The sequence below is a fragment of the Conyzicola nivalis genome (assembly GCF_014639655.1).
Classification (GTDB): Bacteria; Actinomycetota; Actinomycetes; order Actinomycetales; family Microbacteriaceae; genus Conyzicola; species Conyzicola nivalis.
This window is the reverse complement of sequence record NZ_BMGB01000001.1, coordinates 877454-895205: the sequence shown is the minus strand read 5'-3', so window position 1 is coordinate 895205 and position 17752 is coordinate 877454. Positions and strand designations below refer to the sequence as shown.

The window sequence follows — 17752 nt, the reverse complement described above, 5'->3', positions numbered from 1 at the left end:
ATATGACCATCGTCATCACGGGCGCGACTCTGCCCAACGGTTCGACCACCGACTTTGTCGTCGACGGGGGAGTCATCACCGAGGTGGGTTCCGGCCTCAGTTCGGCCGGCGCCACGGTCGTCGACGCGAACGGCCTCCTCGCCCTGCCCGGCCTCGTCGACCTGCACACCCACCTGCGCGAGCCCGGCTTCGAGCAGAGCGAGACCGTTCTCACCGGTTCGCGCGCCGCCGCGATCGGCGGCTTCACCAGCGTCTTCGCCATGGCCAACACGAGCCCCGTGTCCGACACCGCCGGCGTCGTCGAACAGGTCGCCTCGCTCGGTGCCGAGCACGGCTACGTCACGGTGCGCCCGATCGGCGCCGTCACCACGGGACTCGCCGGCAAGGCGCTCAGCGAGATCGGCGCCATGGCCGGCTCCCGGGCGAAGGTGCGCGTCTTCTCCGACGACGGCATCTGCGTCTCCGACCCGCTGCTGATGCGCCGCGCCCTCGAGTACGTGAAGACGTTCGACGGCGTCATCGCCCAGCACTCGCAAGACCCGCGCCTCACGGAGGGCGCCCAGATGAACGAGGGAGCCCTGTCGAGCGAGCTCGGGCTCGCCGGCTGGCCCGCCGTCGCCGAGGAATCCATCATCGCGCGCGACGTGCTTCTGGCCCAGCACGTCGGCGCCCGCCTGCACGTGTGCCACGTCTCCACGGCAGGCTCGGTCGACGTGATCCGCTGGGCCAAGGCCCGTGGTATCGATGTGACCGCGGAGGTCACGCCGCACCACCTGCTGCTCACCGAGCAGCTCGTGCGCGGCTACGACTCGCGCTTCAAGGTGAACCCGCCGCTGCGCCGCGAGGAGGACGTGCTCGCACTCCGCGCGGCCCTCGCCGACGGCACGATCGACATCGTCGCGACCGACCACGCCCCGCACCCGCTCGAGGCGAAGGAGTGCGCGTGGGACGAGGCGGCCAACGGAATGGTCGGCCTCGAGTCGGCGCTCAGCGTCGTGCAGGCCGCGATGGTCGACACCGGACTCATCGGCTTCGCGGATGTCGCGCGAGTGCTCTCGTCGAAGCCGGCGGAAATCGGTCGGCTGGCCGGATACTCCACGGCCTTCGGTGTGGGCGACCACGCGAACTTCACCCTCTACGACCCCACGGTCACCCGCCGATTCTCGGTGGACGAGTTGCACGGCAAAAGCGTCAACTCGCCCTACCTGGATCGATCCCTGCCCGGACAGGTCATCGCGACCATCCACGACGGCTACGCCACCGTGCTCGACGGAGTGCTGGTCGACGCCGGCCTGGTCGCCGAGCACGCCGGGGTCGCCCGTGGATAGGTTCGGTCTGGCCGCGATCGTGCTCGGGGCCCTCGTCGTGTTCCTCGCGCTCATCGCGCTCGGCTGGTACAGCCGTAAACGCCGCCAGCGCGGCATCGCGGCCCCCCAGCAGCCGCCCGCGCATCTCGGCGCCGTATTCGGCGAGTTTCCGGGCTTCTACGTCGCCACGACCCTCGCGAACGACCGCTTCAACCGCGTCGCCGTGCACGGGTTGGGCTTCCGGGCGAAGAGCACCGTGGTCGTCGCCGAGGCCGGCATCGTCGTGCCGATCGCCGGCCAACCCGACATCTTCATCCCGCGGGGCGACATCGCGCTCGTCGACCGCGCCACCTGGACCATCGACCGGGTCGTCGAAACCGACGGGCTCACCATGATCGCGTGGGCACTCGCCGACACCGAGGTCGAAAGCTATTTCCGCGCGGAGAACTCGGAGGCGTTCCTCGCCGCCGCGAAGTCTCTCGCTCTCTCACCCACAGAAAGGGACTCGAAATGAGCATCCCCACTCCCGCCGTCCTCGTGCTCGAAGACGGAACGCGCTTCACCGGCCGCGCCTACGGTGCCCTCGGCCGCACGCTCGGTGAGGCGGTCTTCGCGACCGGCATGACCGGCTACCAGGAGACCCTGACCGACCCGAGCTACGCCGGCCAGATCGTGCTCATGACCGCGCCCCACATCGGCAACACGGGAATGAACGACGAAGACCTCGAGTCGGGCCGCATCTGGGTCGCCGGATTCGTCGTGCGCGACCCCTCCCGGGTGGTCTCCAACCACCGCTCCCAGCGCTCCCTCGACGACGATCTCGTCGAGCAGGGCATCGTCGGAATCAGCGGCATCGACACCCGCGCCGTCACCCGCCGCCTGCGCGACTCCGGTGCCATGCGCGCCGGCATCTTCTCCGGCACCGACACCGACCTGGGCGACGACGAGCAGCTCGACATCGTGCGCGCCGGGCGAGACATGCGCGGCCTCAACCTCTCCAGCGAGGTGTCGACGCGGGAGGCCTACGTCGTCCCCGCCATCGGCGAGAAGATCGGCAACCTCGCGGTGCTCGACCTGGGCGTGAAGACCTCGACGCTGAGCTACCTCTCGCAACGTGGCTTCGACGTGCACGTGCTCCCGCAGAGCGTGACGCTCGACGAGGTGCTGGCGATCGAACCCGTCGGCGCGTTCTACTCGAACGGCCCCGGCGACCCTGGCGCATCCGACCAGCATGTCGACCTGCTGCAGGGGATCCTGCGCGAGGGCCTGCCGTTCTTCGGCATCTGCTTCGGCAACCAGCTTCTGGGGCGCGCACTCGGCTTCGGCACGTACAAGCTGCCGTTCGGCCACCGCGGCATCAACCAGCCCGTCGTCGACGTGTCGACCGGCCGCACCGAGATCACCAGCCACAACCACGGCTTCGCGGTCGACGCGCCCATCGGCGAGATCACCGAGTCGCCCGCCGGGTTCGGCCGCGTCGAGGTGAGCCACGTGAACCTCAACGACAACGTGGTGGAGGGCCTCAACGCCCTCGACATCCCCGCCTTCAGCGTGCAGTACCACCCGGAGGCCGCGGCGGGCCCGCACGACTCCAACTACCTGTTCGACCGGTTCCGTGATGCCGTCGTGGCTAAGCAGGCGGCGAACGCCGAGATTTCGACGAGCTCTACCAGCGAGGAAAACAACTAATGCCCAAGAGGGAAGACATCACGTCGGTACTGGTCATCGGCTCCGGCCCGATCGTCATCGGCCAGGCGGCGGAATTCGACTACTCGGGCACCCAGGCCTGCCGGGTGCTGCGAGAGGAGGGCGTCCGCGTCATCCTCGTCAACTCGAACCCGGCCACCATCATGACCGACCCCGACTTCGCCGATGCCACCTACGTCGAGCCCATCACCTGGCAGGTCATCGAGACGATCATCGCCACCGAGAAGCCCGACGCCATCCTGCCCACGCTCGGCGGCCAGACGGCTCTCAACGCGGCCATCGACCTGCACAACCACGGCATCCTCGAGAAGTACGGTGTCGAGCTCATCGGCGCGAACTTCGAGGCGATCAACAAGGGCGAAGACCGCCAGATCTTCAAGCAGCTCGTGCTCGACGCCGGCGCCGACGTGGCGAAGAGCTACATCGCGCACACCGTCGACGAGGCGGTCGAATTCGCCGAAGACCTCGGCTACCCGCTCGTCATCCGCCCCTCGTTCACCATGGGCGGCCTTGGCTCCGGTTTCGCCTACGACCGCGAGGAACTCGTGCGCATGGTCGGCGACGGTCTGCACCAGAGCCCGACCACCGAGGTGCTGCTCGAGGAGAGCATCATGGGCTGGAAGGAATACGAGCTCGAGCTCATGCGCGACACCGCCGACAACACCGTCGTCGTCTGCTCGATCGAGAACGTCGACCCCGTCGGTGTGCACACCGGCGACTCGATCACCGTCGCGCCGGCGCTGACCCTCACCGACCGCGAGTACCAGAACCTGCGCGACATCGGCATCGACATCATCCGTGCGGTGGGCGTCGACACCGGCGGCTGCAACATCCAGTTCGCCATCGACCCCGCCAACGGCCGGGTCATCGTGATCGAGATGAACCCGCGCGTCTCGCGCTCGTCGGCGCTCGCGTCGAAGGCCACCGGCTTCCCGATCGCCAAGATCGCGGCGAAGCTCGCCATCGGGTACCGCCTCGACGAGATCGACAACGACATCACCAAGGTCACGCCCGCAAGCTTCGAGCCCACGCTCGACTACGTGGTCGTCAAGGTTCCCCGCTTCGCGTTCGAGAAGTTCCCCGCCGCCGACACCACCCTGACCACCACCATGAAGTCGGTGGGCGAGGCCATGGCGTTCGGCCGTAACTTCTCCACCGCCCTGCAGAAGGCCCTGCGTTCGCTCGAGAAGCGCGGCTCGAGCTTCCACTGGCGCTACGAGCTGCGCGACAAGGCCGCACTGCTCAAGCTCGCGAGCGTGCCGACCGACGGCCGCATCGTCACCGTGCAGCAGGCGCTCGTTGCCGGCGCCACCGCCGAAGAGGTCTTCCAGGCCACCAAGATCGACCCGTGGTTCATCGACCAGATCGTGCTCATCAACGAGGTCGCAGCCGCCGTCGCCGGCGCCGAGGCGCTCGACGAGGCCACCTTCCGCCATGCGAAAGACCACGGTTTCAGCGACCTGCAGATCGCCGAGATCCGCGGGCTCGACGAGGCCGACGTGCGCGCCGCCCGCTACCAGCTCGACGTGCGTCCGGTCTTCAAGACCGTCGACACCTGCGCGGGGGAGTTCCCGGCGCTCACCCCGTACCACTACTCGAGCTACGACCTCGAGACCGAGGTGCGCCCGAGCAACCGCCGCAAGGTGATCATCCTCGGCTCCGGTCCGAACCGCATCGGCCAGGGCATCGAGTTCGACTACTCATGCGTACACGCGAGCTTCGCGCTGTCCGACGCCGGCTACGAGACCATCATGATCAACTGCAACCCCGAGACGGTCTCCACCGACTACGACACGAGCGACCGGCTCTACTTCGAGCCGCTCACCCTCGAGGACGTGCTCGAGATCGTTCACGCCGAGAGCCAGAGCGGCGAACTGGTCGGCGTGGTCGTCCAGCTCGGCGGGCAGACCGCCCTCGGCCTCGCCCAGGGCCTGAAGAACGCCGGCGTCCCGATCCTCGGCACCACGCCAGAGGCGATCGATCTCGCGGAGGAGCGCGGCCTGTTCTCGAAGATCCTCGAGAACGCCTCGCTCATCTCGCCGAAGAACGGCACGGCCACCAACTCCGAGGAGGCCGTGGCCATCGCCGAGAACATCGGCTACCCGGTGCTCGTGCGCCCCTCGCACGTGCTCGGCGGCCGCGGCATGGAGATCGTCTACGACACCGAGAGCCTGTTCGACTACTTCGAGCGGGTGAAAGACCTCGTTATCATCGAGCCCGGTTCGCCGCTGCTCGTCGACCGCTTCCTCGACGACGCGATCGAGATCGACATCGACGCCCTCTACGACGGCACCGAGCTCTACATCGGCGGCATCATGGAGCACATCGAGGAGGCCGGCGTGCACTCGGGCGACTCCGCCTGCACCCTGCCGCCCGTGACCCTGGGGCGCGACGTCATCGACCGCGTGCGCACCGCGACGCTCGGCATCGCCGAGGGCATCGGTGTGCGCGGCCTGCTCAACGTGCAGTTCGCCATCGGTCAGGGCATCCTCTACGTGCTCGAGGCCAACCCGCGCGCCAGCCGCACGGTTCCCTTCGTCTCCAAGGCACTCGGCATCCCGCTCGCGAAGGCCGCCGCCCTCGTGATGGTGGGGGAGAGCATCCGCTCGCTCGTCGACTCGGGTCTCCTTCCCGCGCAGGACGGCTCCGTCGTGCCGATGGACTCGCCCGTCGCCGTCAAGGAGGCCGTGCTGCCGTTCAAGCGCTTCCGCACCAAGGAGGGCCACGTCGTCGACTCCGTGCTCGGGCCGGAGATGCGCTCAACGGGCGAGGTCATGGGCATCGACTCGAACTTCCCGAAGGCGTTCGCGAAGAGCCAGGAGGCCGCGTACGGCGGACTCCCGAACACGGGAAGCGTCTTCGTGTCGGTCGCCGACCGCGACAAGCGCGCGATCATCCTGCCGATGCTGCGGATGAGCCAGCTCGGCTTCGAGATCCTCGCCACCGAGGGCACCGCCGAGATCCTCAGCCGCAACGGCATCCCCGCCCGCATCGTGCGCAAGTACTTCCAGGGCCAGGTGCACGTCGAGGGCGAGCCGACGATCGTCGACCTCATCAATCAGGGCGAGGTCGACGTGGTGATCAACACACCGAGCGGCCGCAGCGCGCGCGCCGACGGCTACGAGATCCGCACGGCCACGGTCGCGGCCGACAAGCCGCTCTTCACCACGATCGCTCAGCTGGCAGCGGCCGTCGCCTCGTTCGAGGCGGTGCGCGAGCCGTTCTCGGTGCGTTCGTTGCAGAACTACGCCATCGACCGCGCCGAGAAGCTGGCCGCGGTATGACGCCGACGTTCGGTGCACGCCTGACGTCGACGTTCGCGACCGCGGGCCGGTTGTGCGTGGGCATCGACCCGCACGCCTACCTGCTCGGACAGTGGGGGCTTTCGGATGACGCGCGGGGTGCGCGTGAATTCGGGCTGCGTGTCGTCGAGGCCACCGTCGGGCGTGCCGGAATCGTGAAGCCGCAGGTCGCGTTCTTCGAGCGTCACGGCTCGGCCGGATACGCCGCGCTCGAGGCCGTTCTCGGCGCGGCGCGCGACGCCGGCCTGATCGTGATCGCCGACGTCAAGCGCGGCGACGTGGGCACGAGCGTCGCGGCCTACGGTGAGGCCTGGCTCACGCCTGGTTCGCCGCTCGAGTCCGACGCGATGACGATCAGCGCCTTCCAGGGCGTGGGGTCGATCCAGGCCCCGCACGATCTGGCCACCGCCCACGGCAAAGGACTGTTCGTGCTCGCCGCGACCTCGAACCCCGAGGCCGCGACGTTGCAGACGGCGACCGTGACTGCGGGACCCACTGCCGGAACCTCGGTGGCCGCGAGTATCGTCGCTGACGTGCACGACTGGAATCAGCTCGAGACGGGCCTCGGTTCGACGGGTGTCGTCATCGGCGCCACCGTCGCCCTCGGCGACTACGGCATCACGCCGCGGTCGCTCGCCGGCACGCCGATCCTCGCGCCCGGCTTCGGCCACCAGGGTGCGCTCGTCTCCGACGTGGGCACGCTGTTCGGGGGAGCCTCCTCCGGCGTCATCGTGAGCGCCTCGCGCAGCATCCTCGCCGCCGGCCCCTCGGGTATCGATGCGGCTATCGGCGCGCAGAGTGCCGAGATCGCGGGGGTGTTCGCATGAGCCCCCGTCCCACCCCGCCCGAGGTCGACCGGGTGGCCGCAGCGCAGGCGGCGGTCGCCGCCCGACGCGCCCGTGCCGCCGTCAAGAAATCCGTCGCCGACCGGTCACGCACCGCCCTCGACGTCGCCGAGACCGCGTGGGCGCAGCCCCACACCGCCGAGGCATCGCTTCGCGTGACCGAACTCCTCACGAGCATCCCGACCCTCGGCCCCACGCGCGTCGCACGCCTCATGCAGACCCTCGCGATCTCCGACAGAAAGCGCGTCGGCGGGCTGGGCACGCGGCAGCGGGTGAAGCTGCGCGACTACCTCGTGACACGCGCGGGCGGCGAACCGGCACGACTCGTCGTGCTCGCCGGTCCCACCGCGGTCGGCAAGGGCACGGTCTCCGCGTACATCCGCGAAAACTATCCCGACGTGCTGCTCAGTGTCTCGGCCACCACCCGCAAGCCGCGTGCCGGCGAGATCGACGGTGTGCACTACTACTTCGTCAGCGACGAGGAGTTCGACCGCATGATCGCGGCGGACGAACTGCTCGAGTGGGCGATCGTGCACAACTCCTACCGCTACGGCACACCCCGGCCCCCGATCGACGCCGCCCTGGGCGCCGGCCGCCGGGTGTTGCTCGAGATCGACCTGCAGGGCGCGCGGCTCGTCCGCCGGGCGATGCCCGAGGCCATTCTCGTGTTCCTGCTTCCGCCCACCTGGGAAGAACTGGTGCGCCGGCTCATCGGCCGCGGCACCGAAGACGCGGCGGAACAGTCCCGCCGACTCGAGACCGCCAAGGTCGAATTGGCCGCCCAAGACGAGTTCGACGTCAAGGTGGTCAACCGCGACGTCAGCGAAGCGGCGCGAGAAGTCGTAGAGTTGATGGCAGTGCCCGTTTCCCCATAGGGGTTCGCGCGCGCCTACTTTTCACAATTCCCCCTACAAAGGAGCACTAATGGCTGACAAGAACAGCGGAATCATTGACCCGCCCATCGACGAACTGCTGTCGAAAGTCGACTCCAAGTACCAGCTCGTGATCTTCGCGTCGAAGCGTGCCCGACAGATCAACAACTACTACGCCGACCTGCACGAGGGCAGCCTCTTCGACAACGTCGGACCGCTCGTCGACTCGACCATCGAAGACAAGCCGCTGTCGGTCGCTCTCCGCGAGATCAACAACGACAAGCTCGAGCTCAAGAGACTGTCGGGCGAGTAATCACCCGTAAGAATCACCCAGTGACCGTCTTGAACGTCGTCGTCGGAATAACCGGCGGTATCGCGGCGTACAAGGCGGTTTCTGTCGTCCGGGCCCTGGTCCTCGCGGGGCACGACGTGCATGTCGTCGCGACGGATGCCGCGCTCAAGTTCGTGGGCAAGCCAACCCTCGAGGCCATCAGCCGCAATACCGTGCACACCGACCTCTACGAGGGTGTCGCCGAGGTCCGTCACGTGGCGATCGGTCAGGCCGCGGACCTGATCGTGATCGCACCGGCCACCGCCAACTCGATCGCGAAGCTCGCGGCCGGCATCGCCGACGACCTGCTGGGCAACACGGTGCTCGCGTCGACCGCGCCCGTCGTCATTGCCCCGGCGATGCACACCGAGATGTGGCAGAACCCGGCCACCGTCGCCAATGTCGCGCTCCTGCGTTCGCGTGGAGTGCACGTCGTCGGCCCGGCCGTCGGCCAGCTCACCGGCAAAGACAGCGGGCCGGGGCGACTGTCCGAACCCGACGACATCGTCGCCGCCGCCCTCGCCGTGGTCGCAGTGAAAAACCTCGCCGGCAAGCGCATCCTCGTCACAGCGGGAGGCACCCGCGAAGCCCTCGATCCCGTGCGCTACATCGGCAACCGCTCGAGCGGGAAGCAGGGACTGGCCATCGCCCGCGCCGCCGCCGCGCGCGGTGCCAGCGTCACGCTCATCGGGGCGAACCTCGAAGTGCACGCCGCGGCAACCGAATCCCTCAGCGTCGTCCACGTCGGATCCACCCTGGAGCTCGAGGCCGCCGTCACGACCGCCGCGCCGGATGCAGACGTCGTCATCATGGCCGCCGCGGTCGCCGACTATCGTCCGGATTCCGTGGCCCAGAGCAAGATCAAGAAGGAGACGCAGGGCGACACCCTGCAGCTCACCCTGGTCAAGAACCCCGACATCCTCGTCGGCCTCGCCGCGACGCGTGCGCCCGGTCAGCTGATCATCGGCTTCGCCGCAGAGACGGAACAGCAGCGCGACGCGCTCGTCGAGCTCGGCCGGGCCAAGATCGCCCGCAAGGGTGCCGACTATCTCGTCCTCAACAGGGTGGGCTGGACGGAGGGTTTCGCCACAGACGGCAACGCCGTGATCGTGCTCGACAGGGCCGGGGATATAGTGAGCGAGGCGAGCGGCAGCAAGGCGTCGGTGGCCGAACGTATCCTCGACCTGCTGCTCTAATTCTTTCCACTTATCTCCCAGCCAGAGGCTAATCAATGAGTTCCGCACTGCGTCTTTTCTCGTCCGAATCAGTGACAGAAGGCCACCCCGACAAGATCTGCGACCAGATCTCTGACAGCATCCTCGACGCCCTGCTCGAGGTCGACCCGCAAGCCCGTGTCGCCGTCGAGACCCTCGTCACCACCGGACTCGTCCACGTCGCGGGCGAGGTCACCACGAGCGGCTACGTCGACATCCCCACGATCGTGCGCAAGCGCATCTCCGAGATCGGCTACAACTCGTCCGACGTCTGGTTCGACGGCCGCTCGTGCGGCGTCTCCGTCTCGATCGGCGGGCAATCGCCCGACATCGCGGCCGGCGTCGACCATGCGCAAGAGACCCGCGAAGAGTCGAGCGGCGACGCCGACGACCTCCAGGGTGCAGGAGACCAGGGCATCATGTTCGGGTACGCCACCATCGAGACCCCCGAGCTCATGCCCCTTCCCGTCTGGCTCGCGCATCGCCTCGCCGAGCGCCTCGCCTTCGTGCGCAAGTCGGGTCTCGTCGACTACCTGCGACCCGACGGCAAGACCCAGGTCACCATCGGCTACGACGGCGCCATCCCGCGCACCGTCGAGACCGTCGTCGTCTCCACCCAGCACGCGCCGTCGATCAGCACGCAGCAGCTGCGCAAAGAGATCGAAGAGATCGTCATCCGCCCGGTGCTCTCCACGATCGACCTCGACTCGAACAACGTGCGCGTGCTCATCAACCCCACCGGCGTATTCCACATCGGCGGCCCCCAGGGCGACGCCGGCCTCACCGGCCGCAAGATCATCGTTGACACCTACGGCGGCGCCGCCCGTCACGGCGGAGGGGCCTTCAGCGGCAAAGACCCGTCGAAGGTCGACCGCTCGGCCGCCTATGCGCTCCGCTGGGTCGCCAAGAACGCCGTCGCCGCCGGGTTCGCCGACCGTCTCGAGGTGCAGGTGGCCTACGCGATCGGCAAGGCTTCGCCGGTCGGCCTCTACGTCGAGACCTTCGGCACCGCCCACGTGGGCGAAGACACGATCATCGACTCGATCCAGTCGGTCTTCGACCTGCGACCGAGCAAGATCATCAGCGAGCTCGACCTGCTGCGTCCGATCTACGCCGAGACGGCAACCTACGGTCACTTCGGCCGCGAACTGCCGAACTTCACCTGGGAGCGACTCGATCGCGTCGACGCCCTGCGCGCCGCCGCGAAGCTATAGAAGCCCTCTTCGAGACGGATGCTGCAGCGATGAGCACGGCGTCGCCTGGCCCGGCTCAGCACGGCCAGCGCCCCATCGCCCGGGTGCTCATCGACTCGCCCCTGCCACAACTCGACCGGCTCTTCGACTACGGCATTCCCGAGGCGCTGCGCGAGCAGGCCGTCGCCGGGGTGCGGGTGCGCGTTCCGCTGCGCTCGGCGGGTAGGGTCGCCGACGGCTTCATCGTCGAGATCGCGCCGCCGGGCGACTACGTCGGGGTGTTGAGCGAGCTCGAAGAGGTCGTCTCCGCCGTGCCCGTGCTCACGCCCGAGGTCTGGGCGCTCGCCCGCAAGGTCTCGGAGCGCGCCGCGGGCAACGCCAACGACATCGTCCGCCTGGCCGTGCCGAACCGGCAGGTGCGTGTCGAGAAGGCCTACCTCGCCGCCGAAGTTCAGACGCCGCTCGCCCCGCTGCACCCCCCGGCGCGGGTGCAGGGCTACGGCGACGGGGTGATCGAGACCGCCATCGCCGCGCGCTCGCGGTTCGCGGTCGACGCCATACCTCTCGTGGCCGAGGTGACGCCGGGCGTGTGGGTGGGCGAGTGGGCCGTCACCATGGCGGCCGCGGCGGCCGCGACACTCGCCGGAGGGGCGACGGCCATTCTCGCCGTGCCCGACTACCGCGACCAGGAGCAGCTGGCCTCGGCCCTCGCCGCGGTTCTGCCGGCGCAACGTGTCATCCGTCTCGACGCGAAGCAGTCCAACCCCGACCGCTACCGGGCGTTCCTGCGCTGCCTGAGCGACGATCCCGTCGTGATCATCGGCAACCGGTCGGTCGTGTACGCCCCTGCCGCGAACCTCGGTCTCGTCGCGCTGTTCGACGACGGCGACCCGCTGCACAGCGAGCCGCTCAGCCCGTACGTGCACACGCGCGACGCCGCGCTCGTGCGGCAGGAACAGAGCGGCTGCGCGCTGATGTTCCTCGGCCACGCCCGCAGCACCGAGGTCGAGCGCCTCGTCGAGGTGCACTGGGTGCGCGTTTTCGCGCCGCAACCGGCGGTCCTGCCCAAGGTCGTCCCCACGGCGCAGCAGTCGTCGGAAGACCGGCTCGCGGCGCAGGCCCGCATCCCCTCCACCGCGTGGCGCGAGGCGCGTGCCGCGCTCGAGTTCGGGCCGGTGCTCGTCCAGGTCGCGCGGCCGGGCTACGCGCCCAAGCTCTCCTGCGCGGACTGCAAGCGCAGCGCCAGGTGCATGAAGTGTGAGGGCCCGCTCGGCCAGAAGACCTCGCGGTCGACGCCCGCCTGCAACTGGTGCGGTGCTCTCGCGGTCGACTGGAGATGCGCCAACTGCGACGGGGAACGGCTGCGCTTCGTCGGTTCCGGCGCCGGGCGAACCGCCGAAGACCTCGGCCGCGCCTTCCCGGGCGTGCGGGTCATCGTGGCCGACGGCGAACGCCCCATCCTCACGGTCGGTGCCGAGCCGGCGCTGATCATCGCCACCCGCGGCGCCGAGCCGATCGCGGCCGGCGGGTATCGCGCCGTGCTGCTGCTCGACGGCGAGAGCATGATCGCCCGCGAGAGCCTGCGGGTCGCCGAGGACTGTCTGCGCTGGTGGTCGAACGCCGCCGCCCTCGCCGCGCGCCGCGCACCCATCGTGCTCGTCGGAGTGGGCGGCGCTCTGGCGTCCGCCTTCGTGACCTGGCGGCAGGCCGACTTCGCGCGCTCCGAACTGGCCGACCGGCGGGCGCTGCGCTTCCCGCCCGCCGTGCGCGTCGCCACCGTCACGGGCACGGTGCAGGCGGTCGCCGACGCCGTGGCGACGCTCGGAGTCGACGGTCCCGACATCCTCGGCCCGGTCGACGTCGAGGGCGGGGGAGTGCGCACCATCGTGCGCTTCGACTATGCCCGCGGCGCCGAGATCGCCGCCGCGCTGCGCGCCGAGGTCGTCAAGTCGGCGGCCAACCGGCGGCGCGCGCTCGGCAAGGCCGCCCGCGGTCCCGTGCCGGTGAGCCTCAAGGTGCGCTTCGACGACGTCGAGCCCTTCCTCGAGCAGTAGCGCGCGGCCGGTCGAGTAGGGCCGCCTGCGGCCTGCATCGAGACCTGGGCGGGGCTTCGATGCGGTCGCTGAGCGACCTACTCAACCAGCTAGATCCACGGATGGGGGAGAATGACCTAATGACTTCTCTGCGCCTCGTCTTCGCGGGCAGCCCCGCCGCCGCCGTGCCGAGCCTCTCGGCCCTCGCCGCCGGACGGCACGAGGTCGCCGCCGTCGTCACCCGTGAGGATTCGCCCCAGGGGCGCCGCGGCATCCTGACCCCGACCCCCGTCGCGAGCCTCGCCGACGAGCTCGGGATCCCGACCATCAAGGCCAACCGCCTCGCGGGCGACGCGACCGAGGCGATCACCGCGCTGCGCCCCGACCTCGGCGTCATCGTCGCCTACGGCGGCCTCGTGCGGGAGCCGCTGCTGAGCGCGCCGAAGTACGGCTGGATCAACCTGCACTTCTCGCTGCTGCCGCGCTGGCGGGGTGCCGCTCCCGTGCAGCGTTCGATCATCGCGGGCGACGATCTCACCGGGGCGACGGTCTTCCAGCTGGTTCCGGAACTCGACGCGGGAGACGTCTTCGGGCAGTTCACGCAGTCGATCGGCGGCCACGAGACGGCGGGCCACCTGCTCGACTCGCTCGCCGTGAGCGGCGCCGAATTGCTCGCGGCCGTCGTCGACGCGATCGCCGAGGGCGACGCCAGGGCCGAACCGCAGGTCGGCGACGTCACCCTCGCCCCCAAACTGACCCTCGCCGACGGGCTCGTCGACTTCACCCGCCCCGCACACGACGTCGTCAACCTCGTCCGCGGCGTCACCCCCGAGCCCGGAGCCTTCACCACGCTCGACGGGGCGCGCCTCAAGATCATCGATGCCGCGATCGCGAGGGACGCACCGCGCCTCGCCCCCGGCCACTTCGCCCAGGAAGGCAAGCTCATCCTCGTTGGAACAGCAACAGACCCCGTGCAGCTCGTGACGGTCCATCCGGCCGGGCGCAAGGCCATGAACGCCGGCGACTGGTGGCGTGGTCGCCCGGCCGACGCCGCGACCGTCGTCGACGCCCCGGCGGTGGCCGAGTGAGCGCCGTGCAGCCCGCGCGCCGCATCGCGCTCGACGTCATCCTGGCGGTGCGTGAATCGGATGCCTACGCGAACCTCCTCCTGCCCGTGCGGCTCCAGCGGGCTAAGCTCTCCGAAGCCGACGCCGGTCTCGCGACCGAACTGACCTACGGCACGCTGCGCCGCCAGGGCTACTACGACGCCGTGATCGCCCTCGCGGCCGGACGCCCGGTGGAGAAGATCGATCCGGCCATCCTCGACGTCCTGCGTCTCGCCTGCCACCAGCTGCTGTCGATGCGCGTCGCCCAGCACGCGGCCGTGGACGAGTCGGTGCAGCTCGCCAAGACGGTGGGCTCCAACTCGGCCACCGGCTTCGTCAACGGAGTGCTGCGCACCATCACCCGCACGCCGGCCGCCGAGTGGCAGCAACGGGCCCTCGACGCCGCGAAGAACGCCGACGAGCGACTCGCCGTGCTGTACTCGCACCCGGTCTGGATCATCCGGGCCTTCCGCTCCGCCCTCGCCGCCGAGGGCCGGGACGCCGAACTCGACGAACTGCTCGAGGCCGACAACGTCGCGCCGCGGGTGAGCCTGGTCGCACTTCCCGGCGAGTCCACCGTCGCCGAACTCGACGCGTACGCCGCCGCCTACTCGCCGGTAGGTGCCGTGCTCGACGGGGGAGACCCGTTGCAGCTCGAGGCGGTGCGCGCCGGTCGCGCCCGGGTGCAGGACGAGGGCTCGCAGCTCGCCGCCCTCGCCCTCAGCCGGGTGCGCCCTATCCAGAGGGGCGAGCGCTGGCTCGACCTGTGCGCGGGCCCGGGCGGCAAGGCCGCGCTGCTCGCCGCGGAGGCCTCGGAGGGCGGCGCCACCCTCATCGCGAACGAGGTCGTGCGGGCCCGCGCCGAGCTCGTGCGCAAGGCCCTCGCGGTCTTCGAACCCGCCCCCGAGGTGTGGGAACTCGACGGCACGACCGTCGGCGACGACCATGCCGACGAGTTCGACCGCATCCTGATCGACGCCCCCTGCACCGGTCTCGGCGCCCTGCGTCGTCGGCCCGAGGCGCGCTGGCGCAAGTCGCCGCGCGACGTCGCCCACCTCTCCGGGCTGCAGTCGAACCTCCTGAACGCCGCGATCACCGCGCTCAAGCCCGGCGGTGTGCTCGCCTACGTCACGTGCTCGCCGCACCTCGCCGAGTCGAAGGTGATCGTCGAGGGCGCCGTCAAGAAGTGGGGCGCCGCGATCGAGCGCCTCGACACCCCGGCGGTGCTCGCGACGGTCACCGAAGCGACCCTCGATCTTCCCGATGCCCCCCACGCGCAGCTCTGGCCGCACCGCCACGGTACCGACGCCATGTTCATCCAGCTCATCAGTAAGGTCTAGCCATGCCCGCGCGTATCAACCCCAGCATCCTCGCCGCCGACTTCGCCAACTTCGAGCGCGAACTCGGGCGCATCCAGACCGCCGACCTCGTGCACGTCGACATCATGGACAACCACTTCGTGCCGAACCTCACCTTCGGGCCGACGATGACCGAGCGCCTGCAGGAGCTGTCGGCCATCCCGCTCGACGTGCACCTCATGATCGACGACCCCGACCGCTGGGCGCCCGGATACGCGGAACTCGGCGCCTTCTCCGTCACCTTCCACGCCGAGGCGGCGAAAGACGCGGTCTCCCTCGCACGTCAACTGCGCGACATCGGTGCCCGCGCCGGCATCGCCCTCAAGCCGGGCACACCCGTGGAGCCGTTCCTCGAGCTGCTGCCCGAGTTCGACCAGGTGCTCGTGATGACCGTCGAGCCCGGCTTCGGCGGCCAGAGCTTCATGGCCGAGACCATGCCCAAACTCGGCCTGCTGCGCGAGGCGGTGACCAGGACCGGCCTCGACGTCTGGCTCCAGGTCGACGGCGGCATCACGGCCGACACGATCGTGATCGCCGCCGAGGCGGGCGCCGACACCTTCGTCGCCGGTTCCAGCGTCTTCCGCGGCGAGCCCGCCGACAATATCGCCTCGTTGCGCGCCGCCGCTGCGGCCCACGTGCACTAGCCGACCCGGCACCGCAACAGCCCGGAAACACTCCGCGGCTAGCATCGGCACGTCCACCCTCAGAACCACCGGAGCACCATGACCACCGCACGCGTCCCCTACTACCTCGACTGCGACACCGGAATCGACGACGCCCTCGCGGTCGCGTACCTCCTCGCGGCCGCCGCCGACGAGTCGAACGGCATCGAGATCGTCGGCATCGGAAGCGTGAGCGGCAATGTCTCCGCCAGCGTCGGCGCCCACAACACGCTCGACCTGATCGCGCTCTCCGGCCGCGACGACATCCCGGTGGCCGTCGGTGCGCACGACCCCCAGGTGGGCAGCTTCCGCGGCGGTGCCCCGCACGTGCACGGGGCGAACGGAATCGGCGACGTCGCGATAGCGAAGTCCGTGTCATCCGTCGTCGACGGCGAATCCGCGGAACAGATGCTCGTCCGCCTGGCCCACGAGCACGAGGGCGAGCTGCGCGTCATCGCGATCGGCCCGCTCACCAACATCGCCGCCGCCCTGCGCCTCGATCCCGCGCTGCCCGGCTTGGTCAAGGAACTCACGCTCATGGGCGGAGCCGCGAACGTGCCCGGCAACATCACGCCCGTCGCCGAGGCGAATATCGCCAACGATGCGGATGCCGCGGCGGAAGTCTTCGCGGCCGACTGGTTCATCACGATGGTGCCCCTCGACGTGACCATGCCCAACGTCTTCCTCGAGCACCACCGCGAGGCGCTCATCGAGTCGGGCCGGCCCGTCGCGGTCGCCCTCGGCCACATGCTCGACTACTACTTCGAGTTCTACGTGGGCGTCTACGGCCACCGCGCCTCGGCGCTGCACGACCCGCTCGCCGTGGCGGTCGCGCTCGGCGAGGTCGGGCTGAAGACCGCCCCGGTGGTGCGTGTGCTCGTCGACCACACCGACGGCCCCGGCCGCGGCCAGACCATCTGCGACCTGCGCGGCATGTACAACGGCTTCCCGGAACAGTCCGGCGCCCACGCGCGCGTCGTGCTCGAACTCGACGACGACTTCGCACCGACCCTGCTCGCCAAACTGCTCACCGCTTGAGATAGGACAGTCATGACCGTCGTCGACAAGAACTCCGAAGGACAGGGCGTCCGCCAGTACCACATCGGTATCGCGCCGGGCGAGGTGAGCTCGGTCGCGCTGCTGCCGGGCGACCCGTTCCGGGTGCCCATGATCGCCGAGTTCCTGACCGACGTGAAAGACATCGCGCATCAGCGCGAGCACCGCACCATGACCGGGTACTACAAGGGCAAGCACATCACGGCGACGTCGACCGGGATGGGTTGCCCCTCGACCGCCATCGCGGTCGAGGAACTCGCCCGCGTGGGTGTCACGTCGTTCATCCGCGTCGGCAGCTCGGCCGGACTGCAGGCGGGTATCGAACCGGGCGACCTGCTCGTCAGCGAGGGCACACTGCGCAACGACGGCACGACGGCCGCGTACGCGCACCACGGGTTCCCGGCCGTTCCCGACCTAAAGATCGCGGTCGAGCTGCATCGCATAGCCCTCGAACTCTCGGCCGGCTCGTCGACAAAGGTTTTCTCCGGAATCAACGCCAGCGACGACGCCTTCTACGCCGAAGGCCCGGAGTGGATCAGCGAACTCAACCGGCTCGGCATCCTCAACGTCGAGATGGAGAGCTCGGCCCTCTACGTCGTCGCGCGACTGCGCGGCCTGCGCGCCGGCATGATCTGCGCCGCCTCCAGCAACCTGGTCGACGGCGCGTCCCTGTACTCCGACAAGAATGCGGCTATGAAGGAGGGCTGGATGCGTAGCATCGAGGTCGCCCTCGAGACCGCCGTCAGCCTCGACCTCTAGCGGAAAG

The 17752-nt window shown here is 69.5% G+C and carries 15 protein-coding genes; all 15 read left to right on the top strand.

Annotated features, from left to right (window positions below; translation table 11 throughout):
• The first annotated feature begins 2 nt into the window (after positions 1 to 2).
• The 15 genes from IEV96_RS04325 to IEV96_RS04255 all read left to right on the top strand — a co-directional run bounded on the left by IEV96_RS04325 (position 3) and on the right by IEV96_RS04255 (position 17745).
• Positions 3 to 1328 (top strand): dihydroorotase, encoded by a 1326-nt coding sequence (locus IEV96_RS04325; protein WP_188509451.1) that lies wholly within the window; start codon positions 3 to 5, stop codon positions 1326 to 1328.
• Complete coding sequence (locus IEV96_RS04320) at positions 1321 to 1821, top strand: PH-like domain-containing protein (RefSeq protein ID WP_188509450.1); 501 nt, start codon at positions 1321 to 1323, stop codon at positions 1819 to 1821. Before IEV96_RS04325 ends, IEV96_RS04320 begins: the two co-directional genes overlap by 8 nt.
• The gene (gene carA / locus IEV96_RS04315) at positions 1818 to 2996 is read left to right on the top strand and encodes a glutamine-hydrolyzing carbamoyl-phosphate synthase small subunit (protein ID WP_188509449.1); all 1179 of its coding nucleotides are present in this window, start codon (positions 1818 to 1820) and stop codon (positions 2994 to 2996) included. Before IEV96_RS04320 ends, carA begins: the two co-directional genes overlap by 4 nt.
• Positions 2996 to 6298 (top strand): carbamoyl-phosphate synthase large subunit, encoded by a 3303-nt coding sequence (carB, locus tag IEV96_RS04310; RefSeq protein WP_188509448.1) that lies wholly within the window; start codon positions 2996 to 2998, stop codon positions 6296 to 6298. Before carA ends, carB begins: the two co-directional genes overlap by 1 nt.
• A complete protein-coding gene (gene pyrF / locus IEV96_RS04305; protein WP_188509447.1) occupies positions 6295 to 7143 on the top strand; it encodes an orotidine-5'-phosphate decarboxylase in 849 nt (282 codons plus the stop codon). Before carB ends, pyrF begins: the two co-directional genes overlap by 4 nt.
• Entirely contained in the window at positions 7140 to 8036 is an 897-nt protein-coding gene (gene gmk, locus IEV96_RS04300; RefSeq protein WP_188509446.1) for a guanylate kinase, read from the top strand. Before pyrF ends, gmk begins: the two co-directional genes overlap by 4 nt.
• Before the next feature lie 49 nt (positions 8037 to 8085).
• Complete coding sequence (gene rpoZ, locus IEV96_RS04295; protein WP_184235522.1) at positions 8086 to 8346, top strand: DNA-directed RNA polymerase subunit omega; 261 nt, start codon at positions 8086 to 8088, stop codon at positions 8344 to 8346.
• 29 nt (positions 8347 to 8375) lie between these two features.
• Positions 8376 to 9560: a bifunctional phosphopantothenoylcysteine decarboxylase/phosphopantothenate--cysteine ligase CoaBC gene (gene coaBC, locus IEV96_RS04290; protein WP_188511122.1), complete on the top strand. Its 1185-nt coding sequence runs from the start codon at positions 8376 to 8378 to the stop codon at positions 9558 to 9560.
• A 35-nt stretch (positions 9561 to 9595) separates the two neighbouring features.
• Positions 9596 to 10792, top strand: a complete 1197-nt coding sequence (gene metK, locus IEV96_RS04285) for a methionine adenosyltransferase (RefSeq protein ID WP_188509445.1) — start codon at positions 9596 to 9598, stop codon at positions 10790 to 10792.
• Positions 10793 to 10821: 29 nt separating this feature from the next.
• A complete protein-coding gene (locus IEV96_RS04280) occupies positions 10822 to 12825 on the top strand; it encodes a primosomal protein N' family DNA-binding protein (protein WP_188509444.1) in 2004 nt (667 codons plus the stop codon).
• Positions 12826 to 12953: 128 nt separating this feature from the next.
• Positions 12954 to 13892: a methionyl-tRNA formyltransferase gene (gene fmt, locus IEV96_RS04275; protein WP_188511121.1), complete on the top strand. Its 939-nt coding sequence runs from the start codon at positions 12954 to 12956 to the stop codon at positions 13890 to 13892.
• A complete protein-coding gene (locus tag IEV96_RS04270; protein WP_188509443.1) occupies positions 13889 to 15250 on the top strand; it encodes an RsmB/NOP family class I SAM-dependent RNA methyltransferase in 1362 nt (453 codons plus the stop codon). Before fmt ends, IEV96_RS04270 begins: the two co-directional genes overlap by 4 nt.
• A gap of 2 nt (positions 15251 to 15252) precedes the next feature.
• Positions 15253 to 15912, top strand: coding sequence for a ribulose-phosphate 3-epimerase (rpe, locus tag IEV96_RS04265; RefSeq protein ID WP_188509442.1), 660 nt, complete (start codon positions 15253 to 15255; stop codon positions 15910 to 15912).
• Positions 15913 to 15990: 78 nt separating this feature from the next.
• Positions 15991 to 16968 (top strand): nucleoside hydrolase, encoded by a 978-nt coding sequence (locus tag IEV96_RS04260; RefSeq protein WP_188509441.1) that lies wholly within the window; start codon positions 15991 to 15993, stop codon positions 16966 to 16968.
• 12 nt (positions 16969 to 16980) lie between these two features.
• Positions 16981 to 17745, top strand: a complete 765-nt coding sequence (locus IEV96_RS04255) for a nucleoside phosphorylase (RefSeq protein ID WP_188509440.1) — start codon at positions 16981 to 16983, stop codon at positions 17743 to 17745.
• Positions 17746 to 17752 lie beyond the last annotated feature (7 nt).

Excerpts from the sequence above, each read along its gene's own strand:
- IEV96_RS04325 (WP_188509451.1), top strand. The coding sequence starts at position 3 with ATGACCATCGTCATCACGGGCGCGACTCTGCCCAACGGTTCGACCACC.
- carA (WP_188509449.1), top strand. The coding sequence starts at position 1,818 with ATGAGCATCCCCACTCCCGCCGTCCTCGTGCTCGAAGACGGAACGCGC.
- carB (WP_188509448.1), top strand. The coding sequence starts at position 2,996 with ATGCCCAAGAGGGAAGACATCACGTCGGTACTGGTCATCGGCTCCGGC.
- pyrF (WP_188509447.1), top strand. The coding sequence starts at position 6,295 with ATGACGCCGACGTTCGGTGCACGCCTGACGTCGACGTTCGCGACCGCG.
- gmk (WP_188509446.1), top strand. The coding sequence starts at position 7,140 with ATGAGCCCCCGTCCCACCCCGCCCGAGGTCGACCGGGTGGCCGCAGCG.
- rpoZ (WP_184235522.1), top strand. The coding sequence starts at position 8,086 with ATGGCTGACAAGAACAGCGGAATCATTGACCCGCCCATCGACGAACTG.
- metK (WP_188509445.1), top strand. The coding sequence starts at position 9,596 with ATGAGTTCCGCACTGCGTCTTTTCTCGTCCGAATCAGTGACAGAAGGC.
- IEV96_RS04280 (WP_188509444.1), top strand. The coding sequence starts at position 10,822 with ATGAGCACGGCGTCGCCTGGCCCGGCTCAGCACGGCCAGCGCCCCATC.
- rpe (WP_188509442.1), top strand. The coding sequence starts at position 15,253 with ATGCCCGCGCGTATCAACCCCAGCATCCTCGCCGCCGACTTCGCCAAC.
- IEV96_RS04260 (WP_188509441.1), top strand. The coding sequence starts at position 15,991 with ATGACCACCGCACGCGTCCCCTACTACCTCGACTGCGACACCGGAATC.
- IEV96_RS04255 (WP_188509440.1), top strand. The coding sequence starts at position 16,981 with ATGACCGTCGTCGACAAGAACTCCGAAGGACAGGGCGTCCGCCAGTAC.